This is a genomic window from Bradyrhizobium sp. SZCCHNR1002 (genome assembly GCF_032381435.1).
Lineage (GTDB): Bacteria > Pseudomonadota > Alphaproteobacteria > Rhizobiales > Xanthobacteraceae > Bradyrhizobium > Bradyrhizobium aeschynomenes.
On record NZ_JAUHIS010000004.1, the window covers coordinates 54,596 to 79,907 of the forward strand.

Below are 25,312 nucleotides of genomic sequence, written 5' to 3' on the forward strand. Positions count from 1 at the left end.
CCGGCGTGGTCGGCGACCCGAACAAACGCCCCCGTTCACGCGTCGCCGCTGCTCTCGCAAGGCGACGCGTCCCGTACGACGGCCGGCTGAAAGCTGCCGGCTCTCGTCGGGCGCGAGACCGGCGAACGGGCGGGTGATGCCCAATCGTGATGCCGCCATCCTCAAATGATCTGCTAAAAAAGCACCAGGACGCGGCGCTGACGGCGTGACACCGGCGGCGCCGCGGTCTTGCTTGGGGAGATTTGATGATGGCCGTCCCGCAGTCCGGGGTTCCGCGTGTCGTGATCGTCGGCGGCGGCGCCGGCGGCCTGGAGCTGGCGACGCGGCTCGGCGACAAATACGGCCGTAAGGGCAAGCTCGAGGTCACCCTGGTCGAGCGCAACCGCACCCACGTCTGGAAGCCGAAGCTGCACGAGATCGCGGCCGGCAGCATGGACATCTCGGCGCACGAGGTCGACTATCTCGCTCAGGCCTATTGGCACGGCTTCCATTATCGCATCGGCGACATGATCGGGCTCGATCGCGACCGGCGCGAGGTGCTGGTCGCGCCCTATCTCGATGCGGAGGGGCGTGAGGTCACGCCGCGGCGAACCATTCCCTATGACGTGCTCGTCATCGCCATCGGCAGCCAGAACAATGATTTCGGCACGCCCGGCGTGGTCGACCACGCGATCAAGCTGGAGTCGCAGCGCGATGCCCGGCGCTTCCACGAGCGCATGGTCAACGCCTGCATCCGCGCCCATTCGCAGTCGACGCCGATCGCGCCGCATCAGCTGAAGGTCGCGATCATCGGCGCCGGGGCGACCGGGGTCGAGCTGGCCGCCGAACTGCATCGGACGACGCGCGAGGTGGTGGCCTATGGTCTCGACCAGGTCGACGCCGAGAAGGACATCAGGATCACGCTGATCGAAGCCGCGGACCGGGTGCTCCCGGCCTTGCCGGAGCGGGTCTCGCGCGAGACCGAGAAGCTGCTCGCGCGGCTCGGCGTCGAGGTCCTGGTGGGCGCCAAGGTCGCGGAGGTCGGGGCCGACAGGGTCAGCCTCTCGGACGGTCGCATCATCCCGGCCGAACTGATCGTCTGGGCTGCCGGCGTCAAGGCGCCGGACTTCCTCAAGGATATCGCGGGTCTCGAAACCAACCGCATCAACCAACTCGTCGTCAGGCAGACCCTGCAGACCACGCGCGACGAGCGCATCTTTGCGATCGGCGACTGCTCGGCTTGCGCCTGGGGGACGCGCGGCAACGTGCCGCCGCGTGCTCAGGCGGCGCATCAGCAGGCCTCGCATCTCTACAAGCAGATTCCGCGCTTCATCCGGGGCGAGCGGCTGGCGGACTACCGCTATCACGACTTCGGCTCGCTGGTGTCGCTCGGCGAATTCAGCACGGTCGGCTCGATGATGGGCGCGCTGGTCGGCGGCAATCTCGTGTTCGAAGGGCTGTTCGCGCGGATGATGTATCTGGCGCTGTACAAGATGCACGAATACGCCCTGCACGGCCTCGCCAAGGTGACCCTGGACACGCTGGCGCGTCTGATCACCCGCCGCACCGAGCCGCATGTGAAGCTGCATTGATGCGCGCAAGCTCGGCGGCCGGCGTCCGCTTCGGCCCTGCCGCCGGTATCGGACGCCATCGCTCTGCGTTGCGGACGTGCGGAGGCCGGATTTTGTGTCGCCTATTCCGGCGCAAGACCTTAGAGTTGCTGGCGAAATGCGGGCGCGTTCGTCGCGGCCCGCCGCGCCTCGATCTTGCCCGGCTCAGGAGATGACGGACTTCCCCATTCGGATCGGCCTCGATGGACATTCCGACGTCGCCGCGGCGGTTCCGGGGCGCGCGGGCTGGCTCGTTCGCGGATGTCTGGCGGTTGCGCTGGTCGGCGCCGCGGCCTGGCTCGGCTACGCCATCGCCTTCTCCCATGGGCTGGATCAACGGCACGCCGCGGCCCAGCAGCGGCTGGCGGTCGAGGCCGCGCAGCTCGACGGCTATCTCTCACGCTTCGAATATCTGCCGTCGCTGCTGGAGACCTCGGCGGACGTCTACCGGCTGCTCGGCACGCCCGATGATCGCGCGCTGCAGCAGAGCGTCAGCCTGTATCTGAAGTCGATCAATCTGCTGGCCGGCGCCGACAATCTCTACGTCCTGACCGTCGCGGGCGACGCGATCGCCGCCGCCGATTTCGACCAGCCGGGCACGCCGGTCGGCATCAACCTGTCCTACCGACCGTATATGCGCCAGGCGCTGGCGACTGGCCGCGGCGCGTTCTTCGGCATCGGCATCACCAGCGCGCGCGCCGGCTACTATCTGTCCTATGCGGTCAAGCGCGAAGGACGCACGATCGGCGTTGCCGTGGTCAAGGTCAATCTCGACGCCTTCGAGCGCGAGTGGCGCAACCGCGGCAGCGACATGGTTCTGGTCGATGCCCGCGGCGTGACCATCCTTGCCTCGCGCGACGAATGGCGCCTGCGGCCGCTGACGCCGCTCTCGGTCGATGCACTGGAGGAGATCGCGACGTCGAAGCCCTATGGCAGCTCGAATCTCGCGCCGCTCGGCTGGACCTTCATGGACAGGACCGATCGTGGCGGCGGTCAGGTCGCGACCGAGGGCGGCGCGGTTTACAGCGTCGACGAGCGTCCGCTCAGCGGGCGGCAATGGCAGCTGCTGCTGCTCGACGACGAGGCGCCGATCCGGCGTACGGCCTTCATCATCGGCACGCTGTCGGGGCTCGCCAGCATCGTCGCGCTGCTCGCGTTCGGCCTGTTGGCGCAGCGGCGGCGGGAGATCCGGCAACGGCTGGCGAGCCAGGCCGCGCTACAGGCCGCCAATGACCGCCTCGAGATCCGCGTGCAGGAGCGCACCGCCGAGCTGCGCGCCGCGCAGGACGAGCTCGTCCATGCCGGCAAGCTCGCCGTGCTCGGCCAGATGTCCGCCGGCATGGTGCACGAGATCAACCAGCCGCTGGCGGCGCTGCAGACCGCGTCCGACAACACCGTGCAGTTCGTCGACCGCGGCATGATCGCCGAGGCCCGCGGCAATCTCGTCCGCATCGGCGAGCTGGTCCGCCGCCTGGCGCGCCTGACCGGCCAGCTGCGCGTGTTCGCCTACAAATCGAATGCGCCGCTCGATGCCGTCTCGGTCGAGCAGGCGCTGGCCGAAACGCTCAAGATCCTCGGTGCGCGGGTGAAGGACGGCGGCGTCGAGGTGACCATCGATCTCGCGCCGGGGCTTCTCGTCCGGGCCGATCAGATCCGGCTCGAGCAATTGCTCTGCAACATCTTCGCCAATGCGCTGGACGCCGTCGAGGGCGCGGCGCAGAAGTCGATCGCGATCCGCGCCATGCGCGAGGACGGCCATTGCCGCATGGCCATCGCCAATAGCGGCCCGGCGATCGCGGCCGACGTTCTCAAGCGCATGTTCGAGCCGTTCGTGACGACCAAACCGGCCGGCAAGGGCCTCGGCCTTGGTCTTGTCATCGCCAACCATATCGCGCGGTCGTTCGGCGGCGAGCTGCGGGCGCGGAATCTCGAGCCGTCCGGCGCCGAGTTCGTGCTGCTGCTCCCGCTGGCCGAGATCACGAGGTCCCCCCATGAGCCCTGAGCAACCGGTCGGCGTGATCTATGTCGAGGACGACGAGGATGTGCGCATCGGCGCCGTCCAGGCGCTGCAGCTCGCCGGCTTGCCGGTGACGCCGTTCGGCTCGGTGGAAGCCGCGAGCGCGACCGTCCGCGCCGACATGCCGTTCGTGGTGGTCTCGGACGTGCAGCTGCGCGGCAAGAGCGGCACCGCATGGCTCTCCGAGCTGCACCGGCTCGATCCGGACCTGCCCGTCATCCTTGTCACCGGCCATGGCGACATCTCGATGGCCGTGGAAGCCATGCGCAACGGCGCCTATGACTTCATCGAGAAGCCATGCTCCTCCGAGCAGCTCGTCGCGGTCGTGCGCCGCGCGCTCGACAAGCGGCGGCTCACGCTGGAGGTCCGCACGCTGCGCTCCGCACTGGCCGACCGCCAAGGTAGCCAGGGCATCGAGGCCAGCCTGCTCGGGCGCTCGCCGCAGATCCAGGAGGTGCGCCGCCTCGTCGCCAATCTCGCGTCCACCAATGTCGACGTCACGATCTATGGCGAGACCGGCACCGGCAAGGACGTCGTCGCGCGCTGCCTGCACAATCACAGCGCCCGCCGCGGCGGCAACTACGTCGCGGTGAATTGCGGCGGCCTGCCGGAATCGCTCGTCGAGAGCGAGTTGTTCGGTCACGAGGCCGGCGCCTTCACCGGCGCGACCAAGCAGCGGATCGGCAAGATCGAATACGCCCATGGCGGCACGCTGTTCCTCGACGAGATCGAAAGCATGCCAGCGAGCGTCCAGGTCAAGCTGCTGCGGGCGCTGCAGGACCGCTCGATCGAGCGCGTCGGCTCCAACAAGCCGGTCGCGGTCGATTGCCGCGTGGTCGCCGCCAGCAAGGCCAATCTCTACGAGCTCAGCGAGAGCAAGCAGTTCCGCGCCGATCTGTATTACCGTCTCGGCGTCGCCTTCATCGAGCTGCCGCCGTTGCGCGAGCGGCGCGAGGACATTCCGGTCCTGTTCGAGCACTTCACGCTGGAGGCCGCCAAGCGCTTCGAGCGCGACGCGCCGATCGTGGACGAGCAGACCATGTCGCTGCTGCTGAGCTATTCATGGCCGGGCAATGTGCGTGAGCTGCGCAACGTCGCCGACCGCTTCGTGCTCGGCGTGCTCGATCGCAAGGTTCTCGACCGGTCGGGGGGCGCTACGTCTGAGCTGTCGCTGCCGCGCCAGCTGGAGAACATCGAGCGCTCGATCATCGAGGACGCGCTGCGCCGCAAGCTCGGCGATGTCCAGGCAACGGCGGCGATGCTCAGCATCCCGAAGCAGACGCTGTACGACAAGATCAAGCGGCTGGCGGTCAATGTCGACGGCATCCGCGAGCGGCATTGATCCGCGACCATCGGTCACGCGCATGCGTCGCGCGTCCTAACCTGGATTAGAGCATGATGCGATTATGTGGAAACGCATCATGCTCTGATCGCCAACGTGCTGATAGGGGTGACGGAAGGCCCGCGAATTCTGTCTTACCCTCCCCTGGAGGGGGAGGGTCGATCGCACGCGAAGCGGGCGAGCGGGGTGGGGTGATCTCTCCTCGAGACCGGTGCAAGTGGAGGGATCACCCCACCCCGGCTCACATTACGCTGCGCTCCATGTGAGCCGACCCTCCCCCTCCAGGGGAGGGTGAGAGCGGGGCTGACCTCGAAGCTGCGCGCTGCGGGATCGAAAAGGTGCGTCATGCCGTCATGATGCAATAAGCACATCATGCTCTAGAACGACGCCGCTTCAGAGTCGTTGTAGAGCAGCGGCGCGGCGCATTGGGAACGGCCGCTACACGACATCATTGCTGCGAGGTCACTTCCGAACAGGAGACCTTTGGACGCGACGACGCCCCGACAGCAGGAGCAGTGGGGCGCCGATGTTCGCGCCGAGCCGCTTCCGGGGACCGAACCGGTGCTGCCGGAAGGGCTGACGCGTGAACGGCGCGATCCGCTCAATCGCAACACCGGCCGCCGCGACACCACATAGGACCGCGGCGGCCGTTCAACTTACTTCGCCGCGATCACCATGATCTCGACCGTGTATTGCGGCGCGGCGAGCCCGGCCTCGACCGTGGCGCGGGCCGGCGTGTTGCCGGCCGAGACCCAGCCGTCCCACACCGCGTTCATCTCGCCGAAGGTCTTGATGTCGGTGAGGTAGATCGTGGCCGACAGCAGCTTGGTCTTGTCGGTACCGGCCTTGGCGAGATGGCCGTCGATGATGGAGAGGATCTCCTCGGTCTGCTTGGTGACGCTCTCGCCGGCGGTCTTCTGCGCGACCACGCCCGCCAGATAGACGGTATTGCCGTGCACGACGACCTGGCTCATGCGCGGGCCGACTTCGAAACGCTGGATGGACATCGAGAGAACTCCTCAAAAGATCAAATCGGGGCCTCTCCCTAGCGCGTGCAGCGCGGCAGCGCCAGTCGGCTGAGGCAGCGCAGGGATCGCAAATGAGCCTGTCCCCAGCCCACCCGTACGAAGCCTCGGCCGGCAATGGGCCCTCTGTCCTGTGAGACGCCCGCTTCAGGCCAGGACGCGGCTGAGGACGAGTTGCAATTCGCGGCGCATTCATCCGCCCTCCGGCGCAATCCCTCTCCTCATGGCGAGCGGCGCCGCTCGCGACGCGTCTCGAACCATGCAGCTCACAGCCGGCGTGACGTCGTGCGCAATTGCTGCGCCACGCGATCAGACACACGACCTTGCGTTGCCAAGGTGCGTACAGCACACGGGCAGCGGCATCTGCCGGTGATGGGCTTCACCGCGTTGCACAGCAGCCCTGCCCATGGGGCAGGCACGCATGGGGCGTTTTCCGCGCTTGCACCGATATTTGAGACATGAAACATTCTCAGCGAGGTTGGTCTTATGACAAGGCGGAGGGGCGTGATGCGGAAACGGTTAATGCTGGCGCTGGCGGCGATGACGTTGGCGACGAGTGCAGGGTCCAGCTTTGCTCAGCAGACGATCCGCGTCGGCTGGACCATTCCGGCGGAGGAATCCAAGTACTGGATGATGAAGCGCCCGAGCGAATTTCCGGATCTCGGCAAGACCTACAACATCGAATGGACCCAGTTCCAGGGCACGGCACCGATGACCCAGGCGCTGGCTGCCGGCGCGCTCGACTGCGCGACCCAGGCGCCGCTGTCGCTGTCGAACGGGGTCGTCGGCGGCGGGCTCAAGGCCTACATCGTCGCCCAGCACGTCTATGAGAAGCCGGGTGGCTTCTCGGTCTATTGGGCGGTCAAGGACGACTCGCCGATCAAGACCATCGCCGACCTCAAGGGCAAGACGGTCGGCATCTCCGTGATCGGCGGCGGCACGCAGGGGCCGTTCAACATGCTGTTGAAGCAGGCCGGGCTCGATCCGGCCAAGGACATCAAGCTGGTCGAGGTCGGCTTCGCCGTGTCGGAGGACGCGCTGCGCCAGGGCCGCGTCGATGCCGTCAACATGAACCAGCCGTTCGCTGCGCGCGCGGAGGCCAAGGGCGGCACCCGCAAGCTGTTCTCGCTGTCGGAGGCGATGCCGAACATCGTCCACATCCTGGAGGCCTGCCGCGCCGATTTCGTCGACAAGAATCCGGAGCTGGTGAAAGCCTATGTCCGCGACATCACCGCCGGCATGAAGAAGGCGCTGGCGAACCGCGACGAGACGCTGAAGGTCGTGTCCGAGGTGATGAAGGCGCCGGTCGCCGTGATCGATACCTATCTGCTCAAGGACAATGATTTCGGCCGTGATCCCGTGGCCGCGCCGAACTTCCCGGCGATCCAGAAGATGCTCGACATCTATGCCGAGACCGGCATGCTGCCGAAGCTCGACGTCGCCCAGTTCAAGCATCCGACGATCGTCGCGCCGATCCAGTAGGGCGCCACGCGGAGCACGAGGTCGATGAAGAAGCTGCGCTCGCGCGTGACGGTGGAGGGGCTCGATCGCGCCCCGCACCGCGCCTTCATGCGCGCGATGGGGCTGGATGATGCCGACATCGCCAAGCCGATGATCGGCGTCGTCAGCCAGAAGGGCGAGCAGACGCCCTGCAACATGACGCACGACTTCCAGGTCGACGCGGCCAAGACGGGAATCTCCGAGGCCGGCGGCACGCCGCGCGAGTTCGCGACCGTCTCGGTCTCCGACGGCATCAGCATGAACCATGAGGGAATGAAGTTCTCTCTGTTCTCGCGCGAGCTGATCGCCGACTCGATCGAGGCCGTGGTCCACGGCCTCGCTTATGACGCGCTGATCGGCTTCGGCGGCTGCGACAAGACCTTGCCCGGCGTCATGATGGGCATGGTTCGCTGCAACGTGCCCTCCATCTTCATCTATGGCGGCAGCGCGCTTCCGGGCAAGTTCGAGGGGCGAACGCTCACGGTGCTCGACTCGTATGAAGCGGTCGGCAGCTACATGACCGGGGAGATCGACGAGCAGACATTGCGCGGCATCGAGCTGTCTTGCCTGCCGACGATCGGCGCCTGCGCCGGACAGTTCACCGCCAACACCATGGGCATGCTGTCGGAGGCGATGGGCCTGTCGATGCCCAACGTCTCGATGATCCCCGGCGTCTATGCCGAGCGCGCTCATGTCGCGCGGCAGGCCGGGCGGCTGATCATGCAGATGCTGGCGAAGGGCGGTCCACTGCCGCGCGACATCGTCACGCGAAAGGCGCTGGAGAACGGCGCCGCCATCGTCGCGGCCACCGGCGGCTCGACCAATGCCGCGCTGCATCTGCCGGCCATCGCCAACGAGGCCGGCATCCGCTTCACGCTGGACGATGTCGGCGCGGTGTTTTCGCGGACACCGCTGATCGGCAATCTCAGGCCGGGCGGCAAGTACACTGCCAAGGACGTCTACGACATCGGCGGTGCGGCCGTGGTGATCCGCGCGCTGATCGAGAGCGGGCACATCGACGGCTCCTGCATAACGGTCACGGGCCGCACGCTCGCCGAGGAATATGGTTCGGCCAACGCGCCTGACGGCGAGATCGTCTTTCACCCGGACAAGCCGATGATGGCGGATGGCGGCGTCGCCGTGCTCAAGGGCAACCTCGCGCCCGATGGCGCCGTGATCAAGGTCGCCGGGCTGAAGAGCCTGGTGTTCGAGGGCCGCGCGCGGGTGTTCGAGGACGAGGAGGCCTGCGTCGCCGCCGTGCGCGCGCGCAACTATCAGGCCGGCGAGGTGCTGATCATCCGCAACGAGGGCCCGGTGGGCGGCCCCGGCATGCGCGAGATGCTCGGCGTCACCGCGCTGATCTACGGCCAGGGCATGGGCGAGAAGGTCGCCCTGATCACGGACGGCCGCTTCTCCGGCGCCACCCGCGGCATGTGCATCGGCTATGTGTCCCCGGAGGCTTTCGTCGGTGGCCCGCTCGCGCTGGTGAAGGACGGTGATCCGATCCGTATCGATGCGAAAGCGCGCACGCTCGACCTTCTGCTCGATGATAACGAACTCGCTTCGCGCCATAAGGCCTGGACGCAACGGCCGCCGCGGCACCGCGCGGGAGCGCTGGCCAAATACGCCAAGCTGGTCGGACAGGCGCCGCTCGGAGCGGTCACGCATGAGGGACCTGCCGAATGGCCGTGGTTCGATCAGGAGCAGCAATGAGCGGCGATGGGGCGACGATTGGCAGGCTTCTTGCTAATCTCTCAGCACCCCGTCATTTCGCAGGGTAGACATATGGGAATCCCGACTGTCGCGACGAACAATCCTGCTAGTTGGTTTACTCCGTCATGGCCGGGACAAGCCCGGCCATGACGACGTGGAGAGAGACCAGCACAAAACTGCGATCGTCTATGGTCGAAGGCGCATATCTGCGGCATTCCGTCATACCTGATCATTTGGAGCCCTTCCGCGTGCTGCATCGGAAAGAGAAGCCGACATGGGCGTGACCCCGATCCGACCTGGCCAGCTCGCGGGCGTCCCGCTCGGCCGCCGTGCGGCCACACCGATCATCGAGATCGATCACGTCTCGCAGGTGTTCAAGACGTCGTCGCGCCGCGACCATACCGCGCTGTCGGATATTTCGCTGACGGTGGGCGAGGGGGCCTTCGTCTCGATTCTCGGTCCCTCCGGCTGCGGCAAGTCGACCTTGCTCTACATCGTCGGCGGCTTCGTGAGCCCCACCAGCGGCACGGCGAAGATGAAGGGCAAGCCGATCACCGGTCCCGGCACCGATCGCGGCCCGGTGTTCCAGGAGTTCGCGTTGTTTCCCTGGAAGAGCGTGCTCGGCAACGTGATGTATGGCCCGCTGCAGCAGGGCATGAAGCCAGCGAAGGCCGCGGCCCTCGCGCGAACATTGCTCGCCATGGTGGGCCTCACCGGCTTCGAGAAGTTCTATCCCAAGGAGCTTTCCGGCGGCATGAAGCAGCGCGTCGCCCTGGCGCGCACGCTCGCCTACGGCCCCGAGGTGCTGCTGATGGACGAGCCGTTCGGCGCGCTCGACGCGCACACGCGCACCCGGCTGCAGAACGACCTGCTCGACATTTGGGAGCGCGACCGCAAGACCGTGCTGTTCGTCACCCACTCGGTCGAGGAGGCGGTGTTCCTGTCCGACAAGGTCGTGATGATGTCGCGCTCGCCGGGGCGCATCCGCGAGGTCATCGACATCGACCTGCCGCGGCCGCGCCGCCGCGAGGAGCTGCTGCTCGACCCGCGCTATCAGAAATACATCGTCGAGATCGAGCGCATGTTCGACGCGTCAGGCGACAACGAGCTGCCGTCATGAACGGGCTCTGGAAGCCGCTCGCGCCGGTGCTGGCCTGCTGCGGCCTGCTGCTCGCCTGGCAGTTCGCCTCGCTGGGGCTGAAGAACGACAGCTTCCCGACTGCGCTGGACTCGCTGCGCGCGATTCCGCCGATCCTCTCCGACAAGGAATCGCTGATCAACATCCTGGCCTCGCTGCGGCGGATGGCGATCGGCTTCGCGCTGGCGCTTTCGTTCGCGATTCCGCTGGGACTGTTGATGGGCCGCAGCCGGACGACGGCGGCGTTCTTCAATCCGCTGCTGATGCTGATCTACCCGGTGCCGAAGGCGGCCCTGATGCCGATCATCATGCTGTGGCTCGGCGTCGGCGACGTCTCCAAGACGCTGGTGATCTTCCTCGGCGTCAGCCTGCCGGTGATCTATCACAGCTTCGAAGGCGCCAAGGCCGTCGAGGAGAAGATGCTGTGGTCGGGGGCGGCGATGGGACTGTCGCCGCCCGAGCGTCTGCTGCGCATCGTGCTTCCCGCGGCGTTGCCGGAGATTCTCACCGGCTGCCGTACCGGGCTCGTGCTGGCGCTGATCACGATGGTGACCAGCGAGATGATCGCGCGGCAGTCCGGCGCCGGGAACATCCTGTTCAACGCGCTGGACATGGGCCAGTACGACACCGTGTTTGCGATGATCATCATCATCGGCGCCATGGGCATCTGCCTCGATGCGGCGTTCGAGATTGTCAGGCGCTGGCTGGTGCGCTGGTCCGAGCCGCAGTTCGACATGCCCTTGAGCTTCTCATGACGCGCACCTCCAACGATATCCTGCTGGGCGCCGCGCCGATCGTGCTGGTCCTGCTGCTGTGGCAGGCGCTGGTGTCGTTCGGCTACGCGCCGCCCACCCTGCTGCCGCCGCCGGGCCAGGTGTTCCTGCGCATGGGCCAGCAGCTCTCCAGCGTCACCTTCCAGCAGGACATCGTGGCGACGCTGTTCCGGCTGTTCGCGGGCTTTGCGATTGCCGTGGTGCTCGGTGTTTCCCTGGGAATTGCCGCGGCGGTGAGCCCGCCCATCAACGCCGCCGTCAAGCCGATCGTCCGCGTGCTGGCCCCGCTGCCGAAGGTCGCGCTCTATCCCGCGTTCCTGCTGTTGCTCGGCTTCGGCCACGAATCCAAGATCATGCTGGTGGCGGCCGACGCGCTGTTTCCGATCCTGCTGTCGACCTATTACGGTGCCACCACCGTCGAGCAGAAGCTGATCTGGTCCGCGCTCGCCGCCGGCACGCCGCCGCGGGACGTGCTGTGGAAGGTGGTGCTGCCGGCGGCGATGCCCTCGATCCTCACCGGCTGCCGCATCGGCCTCGTGATCTCCTGCATCGTGGTGTTCCTGGCCGAGATGATCACTTCGACCGACGGGCTCGGCCATGTGCTGGTCACGGCCGCGCGCACCTTCCAGGCGGTCGACATGTTCGTGCCGCTGATCACGATCTCGCTGCTGGGCCTCATTCTCAACGCCCTGCTGCAGGGCCTGCGCGCCTATCTGCTGCGCGGCTTCCCCTCAGTCTGATAAACACAACGAACGATCATCGGGAGAACGACCATGCTGGCGGATCGCATCGAGGCGAAATGGATCGACGCATTCTGCGAGATCTTCGAGCGCTGCGCGGTGAAGGCGGGCGACACCGCCGCCATCCTGTCGGAGACGCAGTCGCGTCCGCTCAACGTCCACATCGCCGAGCTGGCGCTGCTGCGCATGGGCGCGCGGCCGTTCCATGTGGTGGTGCCGACGCCGCGCAACCGCCATCCGGTCCCGGTGCGCTCGACCGGCGCGTCGGAGGCGATCGGCAAGCTCGGCCCCGTCGTGACGGCGCTACAGCAGGCCGGCTTCGTCGTCGACTGCACCATCGAAGGCCTGATGCATGCGGTGGAGACGCCGGAGATCCTCAAGGCCGGCGCGCGCATTCTCGTGATCTCCAATGAGCACCCGGAGGCGCTCGAGCGCATGCGGCCCGATGCAGTGCTGGAGAAGCGCGTCCGCGCCGCCGCCAAGATGCTGCGCGGCACCAAGCGCATGCGCGTGACCTCCAAGGCGGGGACCGATCTCGACGTCATCATGGAGGGCGCCTCGACGGTCGGCGTCTGGGGCTGGACCGATCGTCCCGGCACGCTCGCGCACTGGCCGGGCGGCATCGTCGTCAGTTTCCCCAAGAGCGGCTCGGTCAACGGCTCCATCGTGATGGCGCCCGGCGACATCAACCTCACCTTCAAGCGCTATCTGAGCTCGCCTGTCACCATGACCATGCGCGACGACTACATCACGAACCTGGAAGGCGAGGGTGCCGATGCTGCGATGATGCGCGCCTATCTCGCGTCCTGGGGCGATCGCGAAGCCTATGCCGTGTCGCATGTCGGCTGGGGCATGAACCCCGGCGCGCGCTACGAAGCGCTGACCATGTACGACCAGCGCGACACCAACGGCACCGAGCTGCGCGCCGTCCCCGGCAACTTCCTGTTCTCCACCGGCGCCAACGAATTCGCCGGCCGCTACACGGCAGGGCATTTTGATTTGCCGATGATGGGCACCACGATCGAGCTGGATGGGGTGGCCGTGATCAAGGACGGCGTGCTGCAGGACGTGTTCGGGTAGAGGCCTGCGCATTTGCTGGCGAGCTGCTGCCGCGACGGTAGTGCGCTTCCCTCCCGCGAGGGGGGAGGAGAGCGCACCTTCATCATGGTGGCGGGCTGGCCCAAATGACAAGCGCCGAGACAGAAATCATTTGTCTTCCGTAAATAGGAATTGTCTTGCTATTTTTCGGAAAACATGGTTCTCTCTCGCCATCCCGCCTCACTGCGGAGGGGCGTTGCGCGCGATCGTCACGACACGCGAGGCGGGGAGCGATGGCCGCGAGAGATCGCAGCGTCCTCTCGCGAGGGCGCGGACGAACGATCGATTGCGGACGCGAAGTCGCAGCGTCCTGACACCCCGAAGCTGGTGTCACCCGGGCAAGGCGCAAGCCTTGTCGCGGCATGGTGGCCAACAAGCCCGGCGCACCAGGGAGACTGCGTATAAGCGTGAAGACCATCGCGCAGGGAATGCCGGCGTGTTTCGGCTTTGCCTGTGGTACCTGCCGCCTGCATTCTTTTCCGCAGGCGGGCCATGGGTGAGGTCGTCACCCGGCATTCCCTGCGCCCTCTGCATGCTCGCGAGGGCCGAGCTGACCGCAGACCTCGGGCGCGTTGCGCTGCGAGAAGGCGATCTCATGCAGGCCGCTGTTTGAACCGTAAATGCTTCTGCACCCACCCTGTCGTCCCGGACAAGCCGTGACGCGCAATGCGCGGCGCCGATCCGGGATCCATACTCCGCGGCAGATGTGAAGGGCACAAAAGCCAATGACCAGCCTGCCTCAATCCGCTCCCTGGGGGTATGGGTCCCGGCTCAAGGCCGGGACGACGGCGGAGTGTGTCGATGCAAGCCACGACGACAAGACAAGAGCGGCGTGCGAAGCTGCACTAGGGTAGGCAAAGGCGCTGCCGTGCTGCGTCTCGGATTTCAGCTGGTGATGGCGCCGTGCCCACCATGCATCCGCGGATGCCGAGCGCGATGGTGGGCACGGCGCGAGAGAGCTCAGCTTACGATCTGCAGCGTGCCAAGCGCCTTTGCCCACCCTACAGACCGGTATGCGCGATCCTCACTCCACCACCGGCGGCCGGGCCAGCTTGAAATGCCTGAGCATCTCGACCAACGCCCCAAGCCGCTGCTCGCGATAGGCGCTCACATCCATCCCCGAATAGTCGAGGAACCCCGCGCCGGTGCGCAGGCCGATGCGCCCCTCGGCCATGTTGCGCTCGATCACCCCGGGCGCGCGGTACCGATCGCTGCCCAGTGCGCCTTCGAGATAGCGGCTCGCGTAGTAGAGAATGTCGCCGCCGCCCCAGTCGATGAATTCGAGCAGGCCGAGCACCGCGTAGCGGAAACCGAAACCGTAGCGGATCGCCTTGTCGATCTCCTCGGCGCTGGCGACGCCTTCGCCGACCATCCGCGCCGCCTCGTTCATCGCGAGCGCCTGGATGCGCGGCACGATGAAGCCCGGCGTCGCCGCGCACACCACCGGCACCTTGCCGATGCCTTCCAGCAGCGCCTTCAGCCGCGCCGTGATCTCGGGATCGGTGGCCTTGCCCGGAGAGATCTCGACCAGCGGGATCAGATAGGCCGGATTGAGCCAGTGCGCGTTGAGGAAGCGCTCAGGCTTCTCGATTGCGCCGGAGAGATCATCGACCAGGATCGTCGATGTGGTCGAGGCGATGATGACGTCCGACGCCACGGCGCGCGAGGCCGCAGCCAACACCTCGCGCTTGAGGTCGACGATCTCCGGCACGCCTTCAAAGACGAGCGTCGTCTGCGCCAGCACATCGCTGCTCGCGCTGGCTGGTGCGACGGTGACTTTGGCCATCAGCTTGTCAGCATCGGCAGCCTGCAGCATCCCGAGCCGCGCCAATGTCGCGAACGTCGCGCTGATCTCGCCGAGCGCCTCGCGCTCGAGCTTGGCGAACTCCTCGGCCGAGCGCGGCTTGATGTCGATCATCGTCACGGGATGGCCGGCATAGGCGAACGCCACGGCGATGCCGCGGCCCATGCGGCCAGCGCCAAGACATGCGATGTGACCGCGCGCGCTCATGCCACGAACCCGTCGCGCAGCAGCGCCTGCAGCGCGGCCCGATCGAGCCCCCCGAAGCCGAGGCTCGTGAGCGTGCGGCCCGTCGCCATGAAATCCTCACCACAGATCGCGCCCCCGATCGCCAGGAACGCGCGGGCGAGCGGCACGGCCGTGCCGGTCAGTGCGGCGACCGAGATCAGGAACGACAGGCCGAGCCGAAGATCCTCGCGCATGTAGCGATGCTCCGTCAGCACCAGCCGCTCACGCCAGTCACCGGAGTCCGTGAGCCGATCATGCGAGCCGCGGCCGTACATCCAGATCTCGCCCTCCTTGGCGTAGTGATGCGCCAGCGGAAAATGCGGCGCGCCATAGCCGAGCGCCTCGCGCAACGCGATCCGCTCCGCGTCGAGCGCGTCGGTCACGCGGCGGATCGAGGGCTGCGTGCCTTCCTTGTGGATGTCCCAGCGCTCGAAATGCTCGATCGGACCGGCATTCATCACGATCAGCGGCGGATGGATGATGCAGCCGGCATTCATCAGCGCGCCCGACAGCGCATCGCCGCACGGCTCGATCACACCGGGGAACGCCTTGCCGATCACGGCGAGCGCATGGTCGGCCGTCTTCAGCGGAAACACGCCGACTGGCAGGCGCTTGGCGCGAATGGTGATCGCAACCTCGAACGGCCCGTGCTTGCGCGTCAGCCAGGGCAGGGTACCGGTCTCGGCATAGCCGACCTGGGCCTTGTTGCCGGCGTCACGCGCGGCTGCCGCGAAGATCATCGTGCCGAACGTCGCCGGCGGCAGGAATACGACCTGTCCATCGGCGAGATGCGGCGCGAGCTGTTTCGCGATGTCGCCTTGCGCGAACGCCGGCGCCGGACACAGGATCAGCTCGGCGCCCCGGACGGCCTCGCCGATATCGGTCGTGACCAGCGCAAGCTTCGCTTCATGCCGGCCGCTGACGTCCTTGACGATGATGGTCGAGCCCGCCGCTCTGTGCTGCGCCACGGCGTCCGCATCACGGCGCCAGAACCGGACCTCGTGGCCTGCAAGGGCGAAATCACCCGCGGCCGCGAACGAGCCATTGCCGCCGCCGAGCACTGCTATTTTCAAGAGCACATCTCCCTATCGGTCATCCGGCCTCTGGCGCAGCAGATGGTGCTGCACCTTGCCGAGCGCGGTGCGCGGCAGATCGTCGACAAAGACGATGTCGCGCGGCACCTTGTAGCGCGCGAGCTGCGCCTGCAGATGCGCGCGCAACGTCTCCGCGTCCAGCGCGCAGTCCTTGCGCTTGACGACGAAGGCCACCGGCACCTCGTCCCAGCGCGGATCGGGCCGGCCGATCACGCCGCAATCCATGACGTCGGGATGCTCGCCGAGCACGCGCTCGATCTCGGCGGGATAGACATTCTCGCCGCCCGAGATGATCATGTTGTTCTTGCGCTCGAGCACGAAGAAGTACCCGTCCGCATCGCGCTGTGCGATGTCGCCGGTGCGGTACCAGCCGTCGTGAATTGCCTGCTGCGTGGCTTTGGCGTTGCCCCAATATTCGAAGAACAAATTGGGCCCGCGCACCGCGATCTCGCCCGCCTTGCCGGCCGGGAGTTCATCGCCGTCCTTGTCGATGATCCTGGCCTCGCAGCACAGCCCCGGCAGGCCCGTGGAGCCGACACGGGAGAGGTCACCGCCCAGCCTCGTATAGACCGCGATCGGACAGGTCTCGGTCGAGCCATAGACCTGCAACACCGGCACGCCGCGCGCGGTGATGCGATCGATCAGCGCCGGCGGCACGATGCTCGATCCGGTCGAGACGGCCTTGAGCGAGGAGAGGTCCGCAGCCGCCCAGTCGGGGTGCTCGGTGACGGCCTGGATGGTTGCCGGCACCAGCACCGTCAATGTCGGCCGCTCGTGGACGATCGCCGCGAGCGTGGTATCCGGCGTGAAGCGCGCATGCAAAGTGACCGTGGCGCCGTGATGCAGCGCCGGCGTGGTCTGGATGTTGAGGCCGCCGACATGAAACAGCGGCAGCACCGTCAGCACGTGATCGTCCGAGGTGAGGCCGTGCATGTGCTGGCTCATCACCCCGTTCCACAGCAGCGCCTCCTGCCGCAGCACCGCGCCCTTCGGCCGTCCCGTGGTGCCCGAGGTGTAGACGATCAGCAGCGGGCAGGAGAGATCGATGTGCGGATTGCGATCATCGCCGTGACCGCGGGCGATCAGTTCATCGATCGCCAGACCGTTGGCCGGCGTGAAGTCGACACCGACCGGTACTGTCTCGGGATGCTGCTCCGCGAGCGCCGGCAGCACCGGCGCAAAGGCCTGCTCCAGCACCAGCACCTTGGTGGCGGCGTCCGACAGGATGAAGACCTGCTCGGCCACCGCGAGCCGCCAGTTCAGCGGCACCATGATCGCGCCGAGCCGCGCGCAGGCATAGAGCAGGACCAGATAGTCCGGCCGGTTCAGGCTGAGGATCGCGACACGATCACCGCGCCCGACGCCGAACTCGGATTTCAGCGCCCGCGCCATCGACGCGATGCGCGTGCTGAAGTCGGCGTAGGTCAGCGTCGCGCCTTCGAAGCGGATCGCCGGCTTGTCCGGCGTGAACGCGGCGTTGCGCTCGATCAGGCTGCAGAGGTCCACGCTCTATTCGTCCGTCTCGCCGGGCTCGTACAGCGCCTCGCGGCCGATGCGATCGAGGCAAAGCTCGGCCGTCCAGGGCAGCATCAGCGAGCCGCAGCGGCTGTCGCGATAGATGCGCTCCAGCGGCAAGGTCTTCAGCATCGACTGCCCGCCGCAGGTGCGGATCGCGAGCGCGGCGAGCTCGTTGGCACCTTCCATGACCGAGTATTGCGCCGCGTAGGCGCGCAGCACCTGCTCCTTGGTCGGATTGGCGCGCGCCTCGGTCACGGCCTGGAACCAGATGCCCTTGATCTGCTCCAGCTTGATCTGCATCTGCGCCACCGCGATCTGCTTGGTGGGGTACATCCGCCGCTTGACCGGCGGCATGCCCGGCACCTCGCCGCGCAGATATTTGACGGTGAAGTCGTAGGCGGCCTGCGCCAGGCCCATATAGGTGGGCGACAAGGTCATGAACATGTGTGGCCAGCGCATCGCCGCCTGGAAGTAGACGCCGCGCGGCATCAGCGCCGCATCCTCGTCTACGAACACGTCCTTGAACAGCAGCGTGCGCGAGACCGTGCCGCGCATGCCCAGCGGATCCCAGTCGCCGACCACAGAGACCCCTTTGGTCTGCGCGGGGACGGCGAGATAGAGCGTGTTGCGGCGAGACGCCTTCTCGCCTTCGCTGACCTCGGTGCAAAGCACGCCGTAATAATCAGCATGTCCGGCCAGCGAGGCGAAGATCTTCTTGCCGCTGACCAGCCAGCCGCCGTCGACCGGCTTTGCCTCGGTGCCGAACGCGACGCCGCCCGCAGCCGCCGCGCCGCCCTCCGAGAATGGCTGCGAATAGATCGCGCCGTTCTCGACGATGCGCTTGTAGTGGATCGCGCGCCGCCGCTCGTGCTCGGCGCGGACGCCGTCCTCCATGTCGAGATCGTCGGCGAGCGGCCCCGACCACAGCGTCGAGCAGACGTGCATGTTCCAGGTGAGCGCCGTGGCGCCGCAATAGCGGCCGATCTCGGCCGCCGCAAGCGCGTAGGTCTGATAGCCGGCGCCGAGACCGCCCTGCGTCTTGGGTACGGAGATGCCGAGCAGGCCGGCGCGATGCAGATCCTTGTAGTTCTCGGTCGGAAAGCTCGCCTCGCGATCCCACGTCGCGGCACGTCCCGCCAGCACGCTCTGGCCGAGTTGCCGGGCGCGGGTGATGATATCAGCCTGTTCGGCCGTGAGCCGGTAGGCGGCCGGATCGAACATCGGCGCGTCGAGCGCTTCGCCGGAGGTCGTCGCCGTCTTCTGCACCTGGATGGTCATCGTGCCTCCGCAGTTGTCGTGGCGTGTGATTTCAGAAAGGAGTCGAGCGCAGCGTTGAATTCGCCGGGACGTTCGAGATTGACGAGATGACCGGCACCTTCAAGCTCGACATACTCAGCGCCTGGAATGAAGCTCGCCATCTTCTCCATCATCGGCGCCGGCGCATTGCGATCCCTGGAGCCCGAGAGCACCAGCGTCGGCACCTTGATCTCCTTGAGCGCCTGCCGCCGGTCGAAGCCGAGCAGCGCCAGCATGCTGGCGCGGTAGCTCGCCTCGGGAACGCCGGCCATGCAGGATGTCGCAAGGTCGAGACCGGCGGGGTCGGCATCGTCGCCGACCAGCTCTTTCACGAGATCCGGTGCCAGCGACGCCATCGTGGCGCCGCGATCGAGTGGCCCGAGGCGCGCCTCGATGAAGGACTTCTGCCAGTCGCCATCAGCCTTGCCGAACGCCGGGCTGGTCTGTGCCAACACCACAGCGCCCGCGGCGTGCGGATGCGTGATCAGCCATTCCTGGGTGATCATGCCGCCGATGGAATGGCCGACCAGGATTGGCTGCCGCGCGTCGATCTGGTTCAGGAAGTTCTGAAGCGCGGCCGCGAGAGTGGTGATGCTCACCGTGTCGAGTCTGGCGGACTGCCCGTAGCCCGGCATGTCCCACGCCACTGCGCGGAAACGCTCGCCGAAATGCGCAAGCTGACCGCGCCAGGCGCGCGCCGCGCCGCCGATGCCGTGCAGGAACACCAGAGTCTGCCGATCAGGCGCTCCCGCTGCCTCGTAGCCGAAGCGGCCGTCCTTCGTGGTCAGGATTTGCGACGGGGACACGCAGACCTCCGAGATGGCGCCCGAGGCCGCAACGCTGCTTGCTCCAGGCCTTCGAACGCTAGCCGCGTCGACAAGAGTGTCAAGTCGCTTCGGCCGTGTTGTTGCAAAAATTTGAAGTTTAAAATAATCTGCGAGCTGCGATCGTATGGCAAAAGAAGAGGAGACGCGCGCATGTCCGGACTGCCCGCAGCAGCACATGCGATGGTGACGGGCGGCGGTCGCGGCATCGGACGCGAAATCGCGCGCGCTTTGAAGTCCGCCGGCGCAACCGTGACGATCGTCGGGCGCAGCCGCGCAACGCTCGATGAAGCAATCGCGTCCGGCTGTGCCGAGCACGCCGCCGTCGCCGACGTCGCCGATCAGTCGGCGCTGACGGCGGCGGTGGCGGCTGCCGCCGAGCGACAGCCGATCACGATCCTGGTTGCCAATGCGGGAAGCGCGGAGTCCGCGCCGTTCCTGAAGTCCGACGCCGCGCTGTTCCGCCGCATGATGGACGTCAACTTCATGGGCGTCGTGCACGCCGTGCAGGCCGTGTTGCCGGCGATGAAGGCACAGCCTTACGGTCGCATCGTTGCGGTCGCGTCGACCGCGGGCCTCAAGGGCTATCCCTATGTCAGCGCCTACACGGCTGCAAAACATGCGGTCGTCGGCTTGACGCGATCGCTTGCCCTGGAGCTGGCCGCCACGGGCGTCACCGTCAACGCCGTGTGCCCTGGATTCACCGATACGGACCTCGTCGCCGACAGCGTCGACAACATCATGAAAAAGACCGGCCGCAGCCGTGAGCAGGCGGTCGCCGAACTGGCCAAGCACAATCCGCAGGGGCGGCTGATTAAGCCTCAGGAGGTCGCCGACACCGTGCTGTGGCTGTGCGGCACAGGCGCCGGCGCCATCACGGGGCAGGCGATCGCAGTGGCGGGTGGCGAAGTCTGAGCCGCCTCGTCCAACCAGAACAATCGTACAAAGGGAGCCATCATGTCGAAGCCCGCCAATTCCGTCACCGTGCCGCTGGCCGACTACAAGCCGAGCCATTTCCTGCTGACGGTCAAGGATCGGGTCGCGACCGTGACGCTCAACCGTCCGGAGCGCAAGAATCCGCTGACATTCGAGAGCTATCGGGAGCTGACCGACTTCTTCCGCGCCTGCGCCGTCGACGACGACGTCAAGACCATTGTCGTGACCGGCGCAGGCGGCAATTTCTCCTCCGGCGGTGACGTATTCGAGATCATCGGCCCGCTGGTGAAGATGGACACCAAGGGGCTCACCGCCTTCACCCGTATGACCGGTGATCTCGTCAAAGCGATGCGCGCCTGCCCGCAGCCGGTTGTCGCGGCGGTCGAGGGAATCTGCGCCGGCGCTGGCGCCATCGTTGCGATGGCTTCCGATATCCGGCTTGCCGCGACGGGCGCCAAGGTCGCCTTCCTGTTCAACAAGGTGGGTCTCGCCGGCTGCGACATGGGAGCCTGCGCGATCCTGCCGCGCATTATCGGTCAGTCGCGCGCCTCCGAGTTGCTCTATACCGGCCGGTTCATGAGCGCGGAGGAGGGCGAGCGTTGGGGCTTCTTCAGCCGCATCGTCGCGCCTGCCGACGTGCTGGCGCAGGCCGTGGTGTTGGCAACCGAGATCGCGAATGGTCCGACCTTCGCCAACACGATGACCAAGCGCATGCTGGCCATGGAATGGGCGATGTCGGTCGAGGAGGCGATCGAGGCGGAGGCAGTTGCCCAGGCCTTGTGCATGACAACAGAGGATTTCAATCGCGCTTTCGAAGCCTTCGCCGCCAAGTCGAAGCCGGTCTTCCAGGGAAACTGAGCTGCTGCGGGAACCGAAGGGGCTTGCCAGGAAATATTTTAGGTCTAAAATAATTTCCATTGGCTCGGCTCTCCAGTGGAGGCGCTCATGAAGATCGCGATCATCGGCGGCGGACCTGCCGGTCTCTATGCGGCGATATTGCTCAAGAAGCAGCGGCCCAAGGCCGACATCGCGGTCTACGAACGCAACCGCGCCGACGACACGTTCGGCTTCGGCGTGGTGTTCTCCGACGCCACGCTCGACAATTTCGAGAAGCACGACCTGCCGAGCTACCAGCGTATCACCCAGGAGTTCGCGTACTGGGATGACATCGCCGTGCACTTCCGCGGCACGGTGCACCGCGTCGGCGGCAATGGTTTCTGCGGCTGCTCGCGCCGGACATTGCTGCGCATTCTTCAGGAGCGGGCCCGCGAGCTCGGTGTCACCCTGCACTTCGAGGTCGATCTCGAGGACGAGTCGCAGTTTGCGGATGCCGACCTGATGATTCTGTCGGACGGCATCAACAGCCGCTTCCGTCAGAAGTACGTGGATCACTTCCAGCCCGAGGTCGATCTGCGCGCCAACAAGTTCGCGTGGATGGGCTCGACCAAGCCGCTCGACGCCTTCACCTTCATCTTCCAGGAGACGGAGTGGGGTCCCTTCATCGCGCACGCCTATCAGTACGAGGCGGGACACTCGACCTGGATCTTCGAGACCGATCCCGAGACCTTCGAGAAGGCGGGCCTGACCGGTCTCGACGAGCGGCAGTCCGCCGACCGCATGAAGGAGATCTTCGGCTGGTTCCTCGGCGATCATCCGCTGCTGATCAACCGCTCGATGTGGCGCAATTTCCCGATGATCCGCAACAAGCGCTGGGTCAAGGACAACATGGTGCTGCTCGGCGACGCCAAGTCGACAGCGCATTTCTCGATCGGCTCGGGCACCAAGCTCGCGATGGAGGATGCGATTGCGCTGGCCGAGGCCATGCAGCGTGCGCCAAGCATTCCGGCGGCGTTGGATCTTTACGAGCACGGCCGGCGCGAAGAGGTCGAGAAGACTCAGCACGCGGCTGACGTGTCGCTGGTCTGGTTCGAGCATGTCGACCGCTTCTGGGACTTCGATCCCGTGCAGTTTGCGTTCGGCGTGATGACCCGCTCGAAAGCGATCACCTACGACAATCTCACGCTGCGCGCGCCGGACTTCGTGGCCGAGGTCGACAAGGCTTTTGCACGCCAGGTGCGCGCCAAGGGCTTTGATGTCGATGTCGAGAAGCCCGTGGTGCCGATGTTCCAGCCGCTCAAGCTGCGTGACATGACGCTGGCCAATCGTGCTGTGCTGTCGCCGATGTGCATGTACTCCGCCGAGGAGGGCGTCCCGGGCGACTTCCATCTGGTGCATTACGGCTCGCGCGCAATCGGCGGTGCTGGCCTGCTGTTCACCGAAATGACCTGCGTCAGCCGCGATGCGCGCATCACGCCCGGCTGTGCCGGTTTGTGGAACGACGCGCAGGAAGCGGCCTGGAAACGCATCGTCGATTTCGTTCACGCCAACTCGAAGGCGAAGTTCGCATTGCAGCTCGGTCATGCCGGCCGCAAAGGCGCGACCAAGCTGATGTGGGACGGCATGGACCGTCCGCTGGAGCAGGGCGGCTGGGACATCGTTTCGGCATCGCCGCTGCCGTACTTCCCCGACAGCCAGGTGCCGCGCGAGCTCGATCGGGCTGCGATGAATGCGATCAAGGCGGATTTCGTGGCGGCGGCCGAGCGCGGCCACGCTTGCGGCTTCGACATGCTCGAGCTGCATTGCGCCCACGGCTACCTGCTGGCGAGCTTCATCTCGCCGCTGACCAACAAGCGCACAGACGAGTACGGCGGCACGCTGGAGAACCGGCTGCGCTTCCCGCTGGAAGTGTTCACCGCGATGCGCGCGGCGTGGCCGGCGCACAAGCCGATGTCGGTGCGCATCTCCGCGACCGACTGGGCCGAGGGCGGCATCACCGGCGACGACGCGGTGCAGATCGCCCGCGCATTCGGCGAAGCAGGCGTCGATCTCGTCGACGTCTCGACGGGACAGACCGTGCGCGAGGCGAGGCCGATCTACGGCCGCATGTTCCAGACGCCGTTCTCCGACCAGGTCCGCAACGAGGCTCATGTCGCGACCATGTGCGTCGGCAACATTACCAGCGCCGACCAGGTCAACACCATCCTCGCTGCCGGCCGCGCCGATCTCGTCGCGCTCGGTCGCCCGCATCTCGTTGATCCCGCCTTCACCATGAAGGCGGCCGCCTGGTATGGCGCCGACATGTTCTGTCCGCCGCAATATCTGCCGGGCAAAGAGCAGATCTTCCGCAACAGCGTGCGGGAGCGGCAAGACTTTGAGGAGCTGAAGATTAAGGCTAAACCGAAAACGCGGGCGGAGCTGAAGGCGGAGGCGGCGAAGCCGCTTGCGGCGGAGTAAGCCGCTGTGCGACGCTGCCGCCCGGTGCGACCAATGTCAGTGGAGTAGGGGCGATGAAGGCGATCATCGTTGGCGGTGGTATCGGCGGGTTGACCACGGCTCTGATGCTGCGGGCGCGCGGCATCGATTGCGAGGTGTTCGAGCAGGCGGACTCGATCCGTGAGCTCGGCGTAGGGATCAACACCCTGCCGCACGCGATCCGCGAGCTGGCGCAGCTCGGGCTGCTGGATCGGCTCGATGAGGTCGCCATCCGCACCTACGAGCTGTTCTATCTGACCCGGCGCGGCCAGGAGGTCTGGCACGAGACCCGCGGCGTCGACGCCGGCCATGACGTGCCGCAATTCTCGATCCACCGCGGCCGACTGCAGAGCGTGATCCATCAGGCCGTGATGCAGCGGCTCGGGCCGGAGAAGGTCCACACCGGCTGCCGGCTCGGCTCCTTCACCCAGGACGAGGGCGGGGTGACCGCCTATTTCTTCGACCGCTCCGGGTCCCATGTTCACACCGTCCGAGGCGACGTGCTGATCGGTGCCGACGGCATCCATTCCAAGGTCCGGCAGACGCTGTTCCCGAACGAGGGCGCGCCGTGCTGGAACGGCCTGATGCTGTGGCGTGGCGCCACCGACTGGCCGGTGTTCCTGACCGGGCAGTCGATGATCATCGCCGGCGGCCTCAACGCCAAGGCGGTGATCTATCCGATTGCCGAGGGCTCGAGCCCCGCGACGCGGCTCACCAACTGGGCCGTGCTGGTGCGCATCGGCGATGCCAACACCGCGCCTCCGCGGCGGGAGGACTGGTCGCGGCTGGGCAAGGCCGACGAGTTGATGCCGCATGTCAACGGCTTCTCCATTCCCCAGGTCGACTTCGCGGCCATGGTGCGCGCGACGCCGGAGTTCTGGGAGTATCCCTGCTGCGACCGCGATCCGCTGCCGTACTGGTCGAGCGGGCGTGTCACCTTGCTGGGCGATGCCGCGCATCCGATGTACCCGGTCGGCTCCAACGGCGCCTCGCAGGCGATCCTCGATGCCCGGGCGCTGGCTGATGCATTGGCTCGCTCGGAGCATCCGCGCCAGGCGTTGATGGCCTATGAGCAGAAGCGGCTGCCGATGACCGCGGAGATCGTGGCGTCGAACCGCCGTGGCGGTCCGGAAGGCGTGATCGATGCGGTCGAGCAGCTCGCGCCGCAGGGGTTCAGCGACATCAACACCATCCTGAACTACGAGGCCCGCGAGGGCATCGTGCGGGGGTATGCGAGCAGGGCGGGCTTTGCTGCGCGGATGGTGACGCGGCAGGCGTCGTAACCTTGGCTTGAAAGCACACCGTTCGTAGGGCTGCGCCTCACCCCAGCCCTCTCCCCGTAAGAACGGGGAGAGGGGGCGCACCGTT

Annotated in this window: 19 protein-coding genes; 13 read left to right on the forward strand and 6 right to left on the reverse strand. The window is 66.5% G+C overall.

Annotation, left to right across the window (positions count from 1 at the left end):
* The first annotated feature begins 248 nt into the window (after window positions 1-248).
* The 3 genes from QX108_RS19965 to QX108_RS19975 all read left to right on the forward strand — a co-directional run bounded on the left by QX108_RS19965 (window position 249) and on the right by QX108_RS19975 (window position 4,948).
* A complete protein-coding gene (locus QX108_RS19965; RefSeq protein WP_315782955.1) occupies window positions 249-1,571 on the forward strand; it encodes an NAD(P)/FAD-dependent oxidoreductase in 1,323 nt (440 codons plus the stop codon).
* A gap of 190 nt (window positions 1,572-1,761) precedes the next feature.
* Window positions 1,762-3,591 carry an ATP-binding protein gene (locus QX108_RS19970; protein ID WP_315782885.1) on the forward strand — a complete coding sequence of 610 codons (1,830 nt, stop codon included), beginning with the start codon at window positions 1,762-1,764 and terminating at the stop codon, window positions 3,589-3,591.
* Window positions 3,581-4,948: a sigma-54 dependent transcriptional regulator gene (locus QX108_RS19975; RefSeq protein WP_315782883.1), complete on the forward strand. Its 1,368-nt coding sequence runs from the start codon at window positions 3,581-3,583 to the stop codon at window positions 4,946-4,948. Before QX108_RS19970 ends, QX108_RS19975 begins: the two co-directional genes overlap by 11 nt.
* Window positions 4,949-5,604: 656 nt before the next feature.
* On the opposite strand, the gene QX108_RS19980 is transcribed toward QX108_RS19975, so the two are convergent.
* Window positions 5,605-5,955: a RidA family protein gene (locus QX108_RS19980; RefSeq protein WP_008965519.1), complete on the reverse strand. Its 351-nt coding sequence runs from the start codon at window positions 5,953-5,955 to the stop codon at window positions 5,605-5,607.
* A 525-nt stretch (window positions 5,956-6,480) separates the two neighbouring features.
* Here QX108_RS19980 and QX108_RS19985 point away from each other — a divergent pair.
* The 6 genes from QX108_RS19985 to QX108_RS20010 all read left to right on the forward strand — a co-directional run bounded on the left by QX108_RS19985 (window position 6,481) and on the right by QX108_RS20010 (window position 12,917).
* Complete coding sequence (locus tag QX108_RS19985; RefSeq protein WP_315718988.1) at window positions 6,481-7,455, forward strand: ABC transporter substrate-binding protein; 975 nt, start codon at window positions 6,481-6,483, stop codon at window positions 7,453-7,455.
* A gap of 24 nt (window positions 7,456-7,479) precedes the next feature.
* Window positions 7,480-9,186 carry a dihydroxy-acid dehydratase gene (gene ilvD / locus QX108_RS19990; protein ID WP_315782880.1) on the forward strand — a complete coding sequence of 569 codons (1,707 nt, stop codon included), beginning with the start codon at window positions 7,480-7,482 and terminating at the stop codon, window positions 9,184-9,186.
* A 274-nt stretch (window positions 9,187-9,460) separates the two neighbouring features.
* On the forward strand, window positions 9,461-10,306 hold the full coding sequence (locus QX108_RS19995; protein ID WP_315718990.1) for an ABC transporter ATP-binding protein: 846 nt from the start codon (window positions 9,461-9,463) through the stop codon (window positions 10,304-10,306).
* Complete coding sequence (locus QX108_RS20000; RefSeq protein ID WP_315782878.1) at window positions 10,303-11,079, forward strand: ABC transporter permease; 777 nt, start codon at window positions 10,303-10,305, stop codon at window positions 11,077-11,079. The genes QX108_RS19995 and QX108_RS20000 overlap by 4 nt, the downstream gene beginning before the upstream one ends.
* Window positions 11,076-11,837, forward strand: coding sequence for an ABC transporter permease (locus QX108_RS20005; protein WP_315782877.1), 762 nt, complete (start codon window positions 11,076-11,078; stop codon window positions 11,835-11,837). Before QX108_RS20000 ends, QX108_RS20005 begins: the two co-directional genes overlap by 4 nt.
* Before the next feature lie 33 nt (window positions 11,838-11,870).
* On the forward strand, window positions 11,871-12,917 hold the full coding sequence (locus QX108_RS20010) for a peptidase M29 (RefSeq protein ID WP_315782875.1): 1,047 nt from the start codon (window positions 11,871-11,873) through the stop codon (window positions 12,915-12,917).
* Window positions 12,918-13,959: 1,042 nt separating this feature from the next.
* Here the strand turns inward: QX108_RS20010 and QX108_RS20015 are convergent.
* From QX108_RS20015 to QX108_RS20035, 5 genes are read right to left on the reverse strand one after another with little or no spacing between them, the layout of a single operon-like run.
* Window positions 13,960-14,946, reverse strand: coding sequence for a 3-hydroxybutyryl-CoA dehydrogenase (locus QX108_RS20015; RefSeq protein WP_315782873.1), 987 nt, complete (start codon window positions 14,944-14,946; stop codon window positions 13,960-13,962).
* Window positions 14,943-16,037 carry an NAD/NADP-dependent octopine/nopaline dehydrogenase family protein gene (locus tag QX108_RS20020; protein WP_315782871.1) on the reverse strand — a complete coding sequence of 365 codons (1,095 nt, stop codon included), beginning with the start codon at window positions 16,035-16,037 and terminating at the stop codon, window positions 14,943-14,945. The genes QX108_RS20015 and QX108_RS20020 overlap by 4 nt, the downstream gene beginning before the upstream one ends.
* Before the next feature lie 12 nt (window positions 16,038-16,049).
* Window positions 16,050-17,564 carry a class I adenylate-forming enzyme family protein gene (locus QX108_RS20025; RefSeq protein ID WP_315782869.1) on the reverse strand — a complete coding sequence of 505 codons (1,515 nt, stop codon included), beginning with the start codon at window positions 17,562-17,564 and terminating at the stop codon, window positions 16,050-16,052.
* 3 nt (window positions 17,565-17,567) lie between these two features.
* Window positions 17,568-18,854 (reverse strand): acyl-CoA dehydrogenase family protein, encoded by a 1,287-nt coding sequence (locus QX108_RS20030; RefSeq protein ID WP_315782867.1) that lies wholly within the window; start codon window positions 18,852-18,854, stop codon window positions 17,568-17,570.
* The gene (locus QX108_RS20035; protein WP_315782865.1) at window positions 18,851-19,678 is read right to left on the reverse strand and encodes an alpha/beta hydrolase; all 828 of its coding nucleotides are present in this window, start codon (window positions 19,676-19,678) and stop codon (window positions 18,851-18,853) included. Before QX108_RS20035 ends, QX108_RS20030 begins: the two co-directional genes overlap by 4 nt.
* Window positions 19,679-19,849: 171 nt before the next feature.
* On the opposite strand from QX108_RS20035, the gene QX108_RS20040 reads away from it, so the two are divergent.
* From QX108_RS20040 to QX108_RS20055, 4 genes are all read left to right on the forward strand, one after another.
* On the forward strand, window positions 19,850-20,611 hold the full coding sequence (locus QX108_RS20040; RefSeq protein ID WP_315782863.1) for an SDR family oxidoreductase: 762 nt from the start codon (window positions 19,850-19,852) through the stop codon (window positions 20,609-20,611).
* Between the two features lie 42 nt (window positions 20,612-20,653).
* On the forward strand, window positions 20,654-21,490 hold the full coding sequence (locus QX108_RS20045) for an enoyl-CoA hydratase family protein (protein WP_315782861.1): 837 nt from the start codon (window positions 20,654-20,656) through the stop codon (window positions 21,488-21,490).
* Window positions 21,491-21,577: 87 nt separating this feature from the next.
* A complete protein-coding gene (locus QX108_RS20050; protein WP_315782859.1) occupies window positions 21,578-23,926 on the forward strand; it encodes a bifunctional salicylyl-CoA 5-hydroxylase/oxidoreductase in 2,349 nt (782 codons plus the stop codon).
* A 53-nt stretch (window positions 23,927-23,979) separates the two neighbouring features.
* The gene (locus QX108_RS20055; protein WP_315782857.1) at window positions 23,980-25,227 is read left to right on the forward strand and encodes a flavin-dependent oxidoreductase; all 1,248 of its coding nucleotides are present in this window, start codon (window positions 23,980-23,982) and stop codon (window positions 25,225-25,227) included.
* Window positions 25,228-25,312 lie beyond the last annotated feature (85 nt).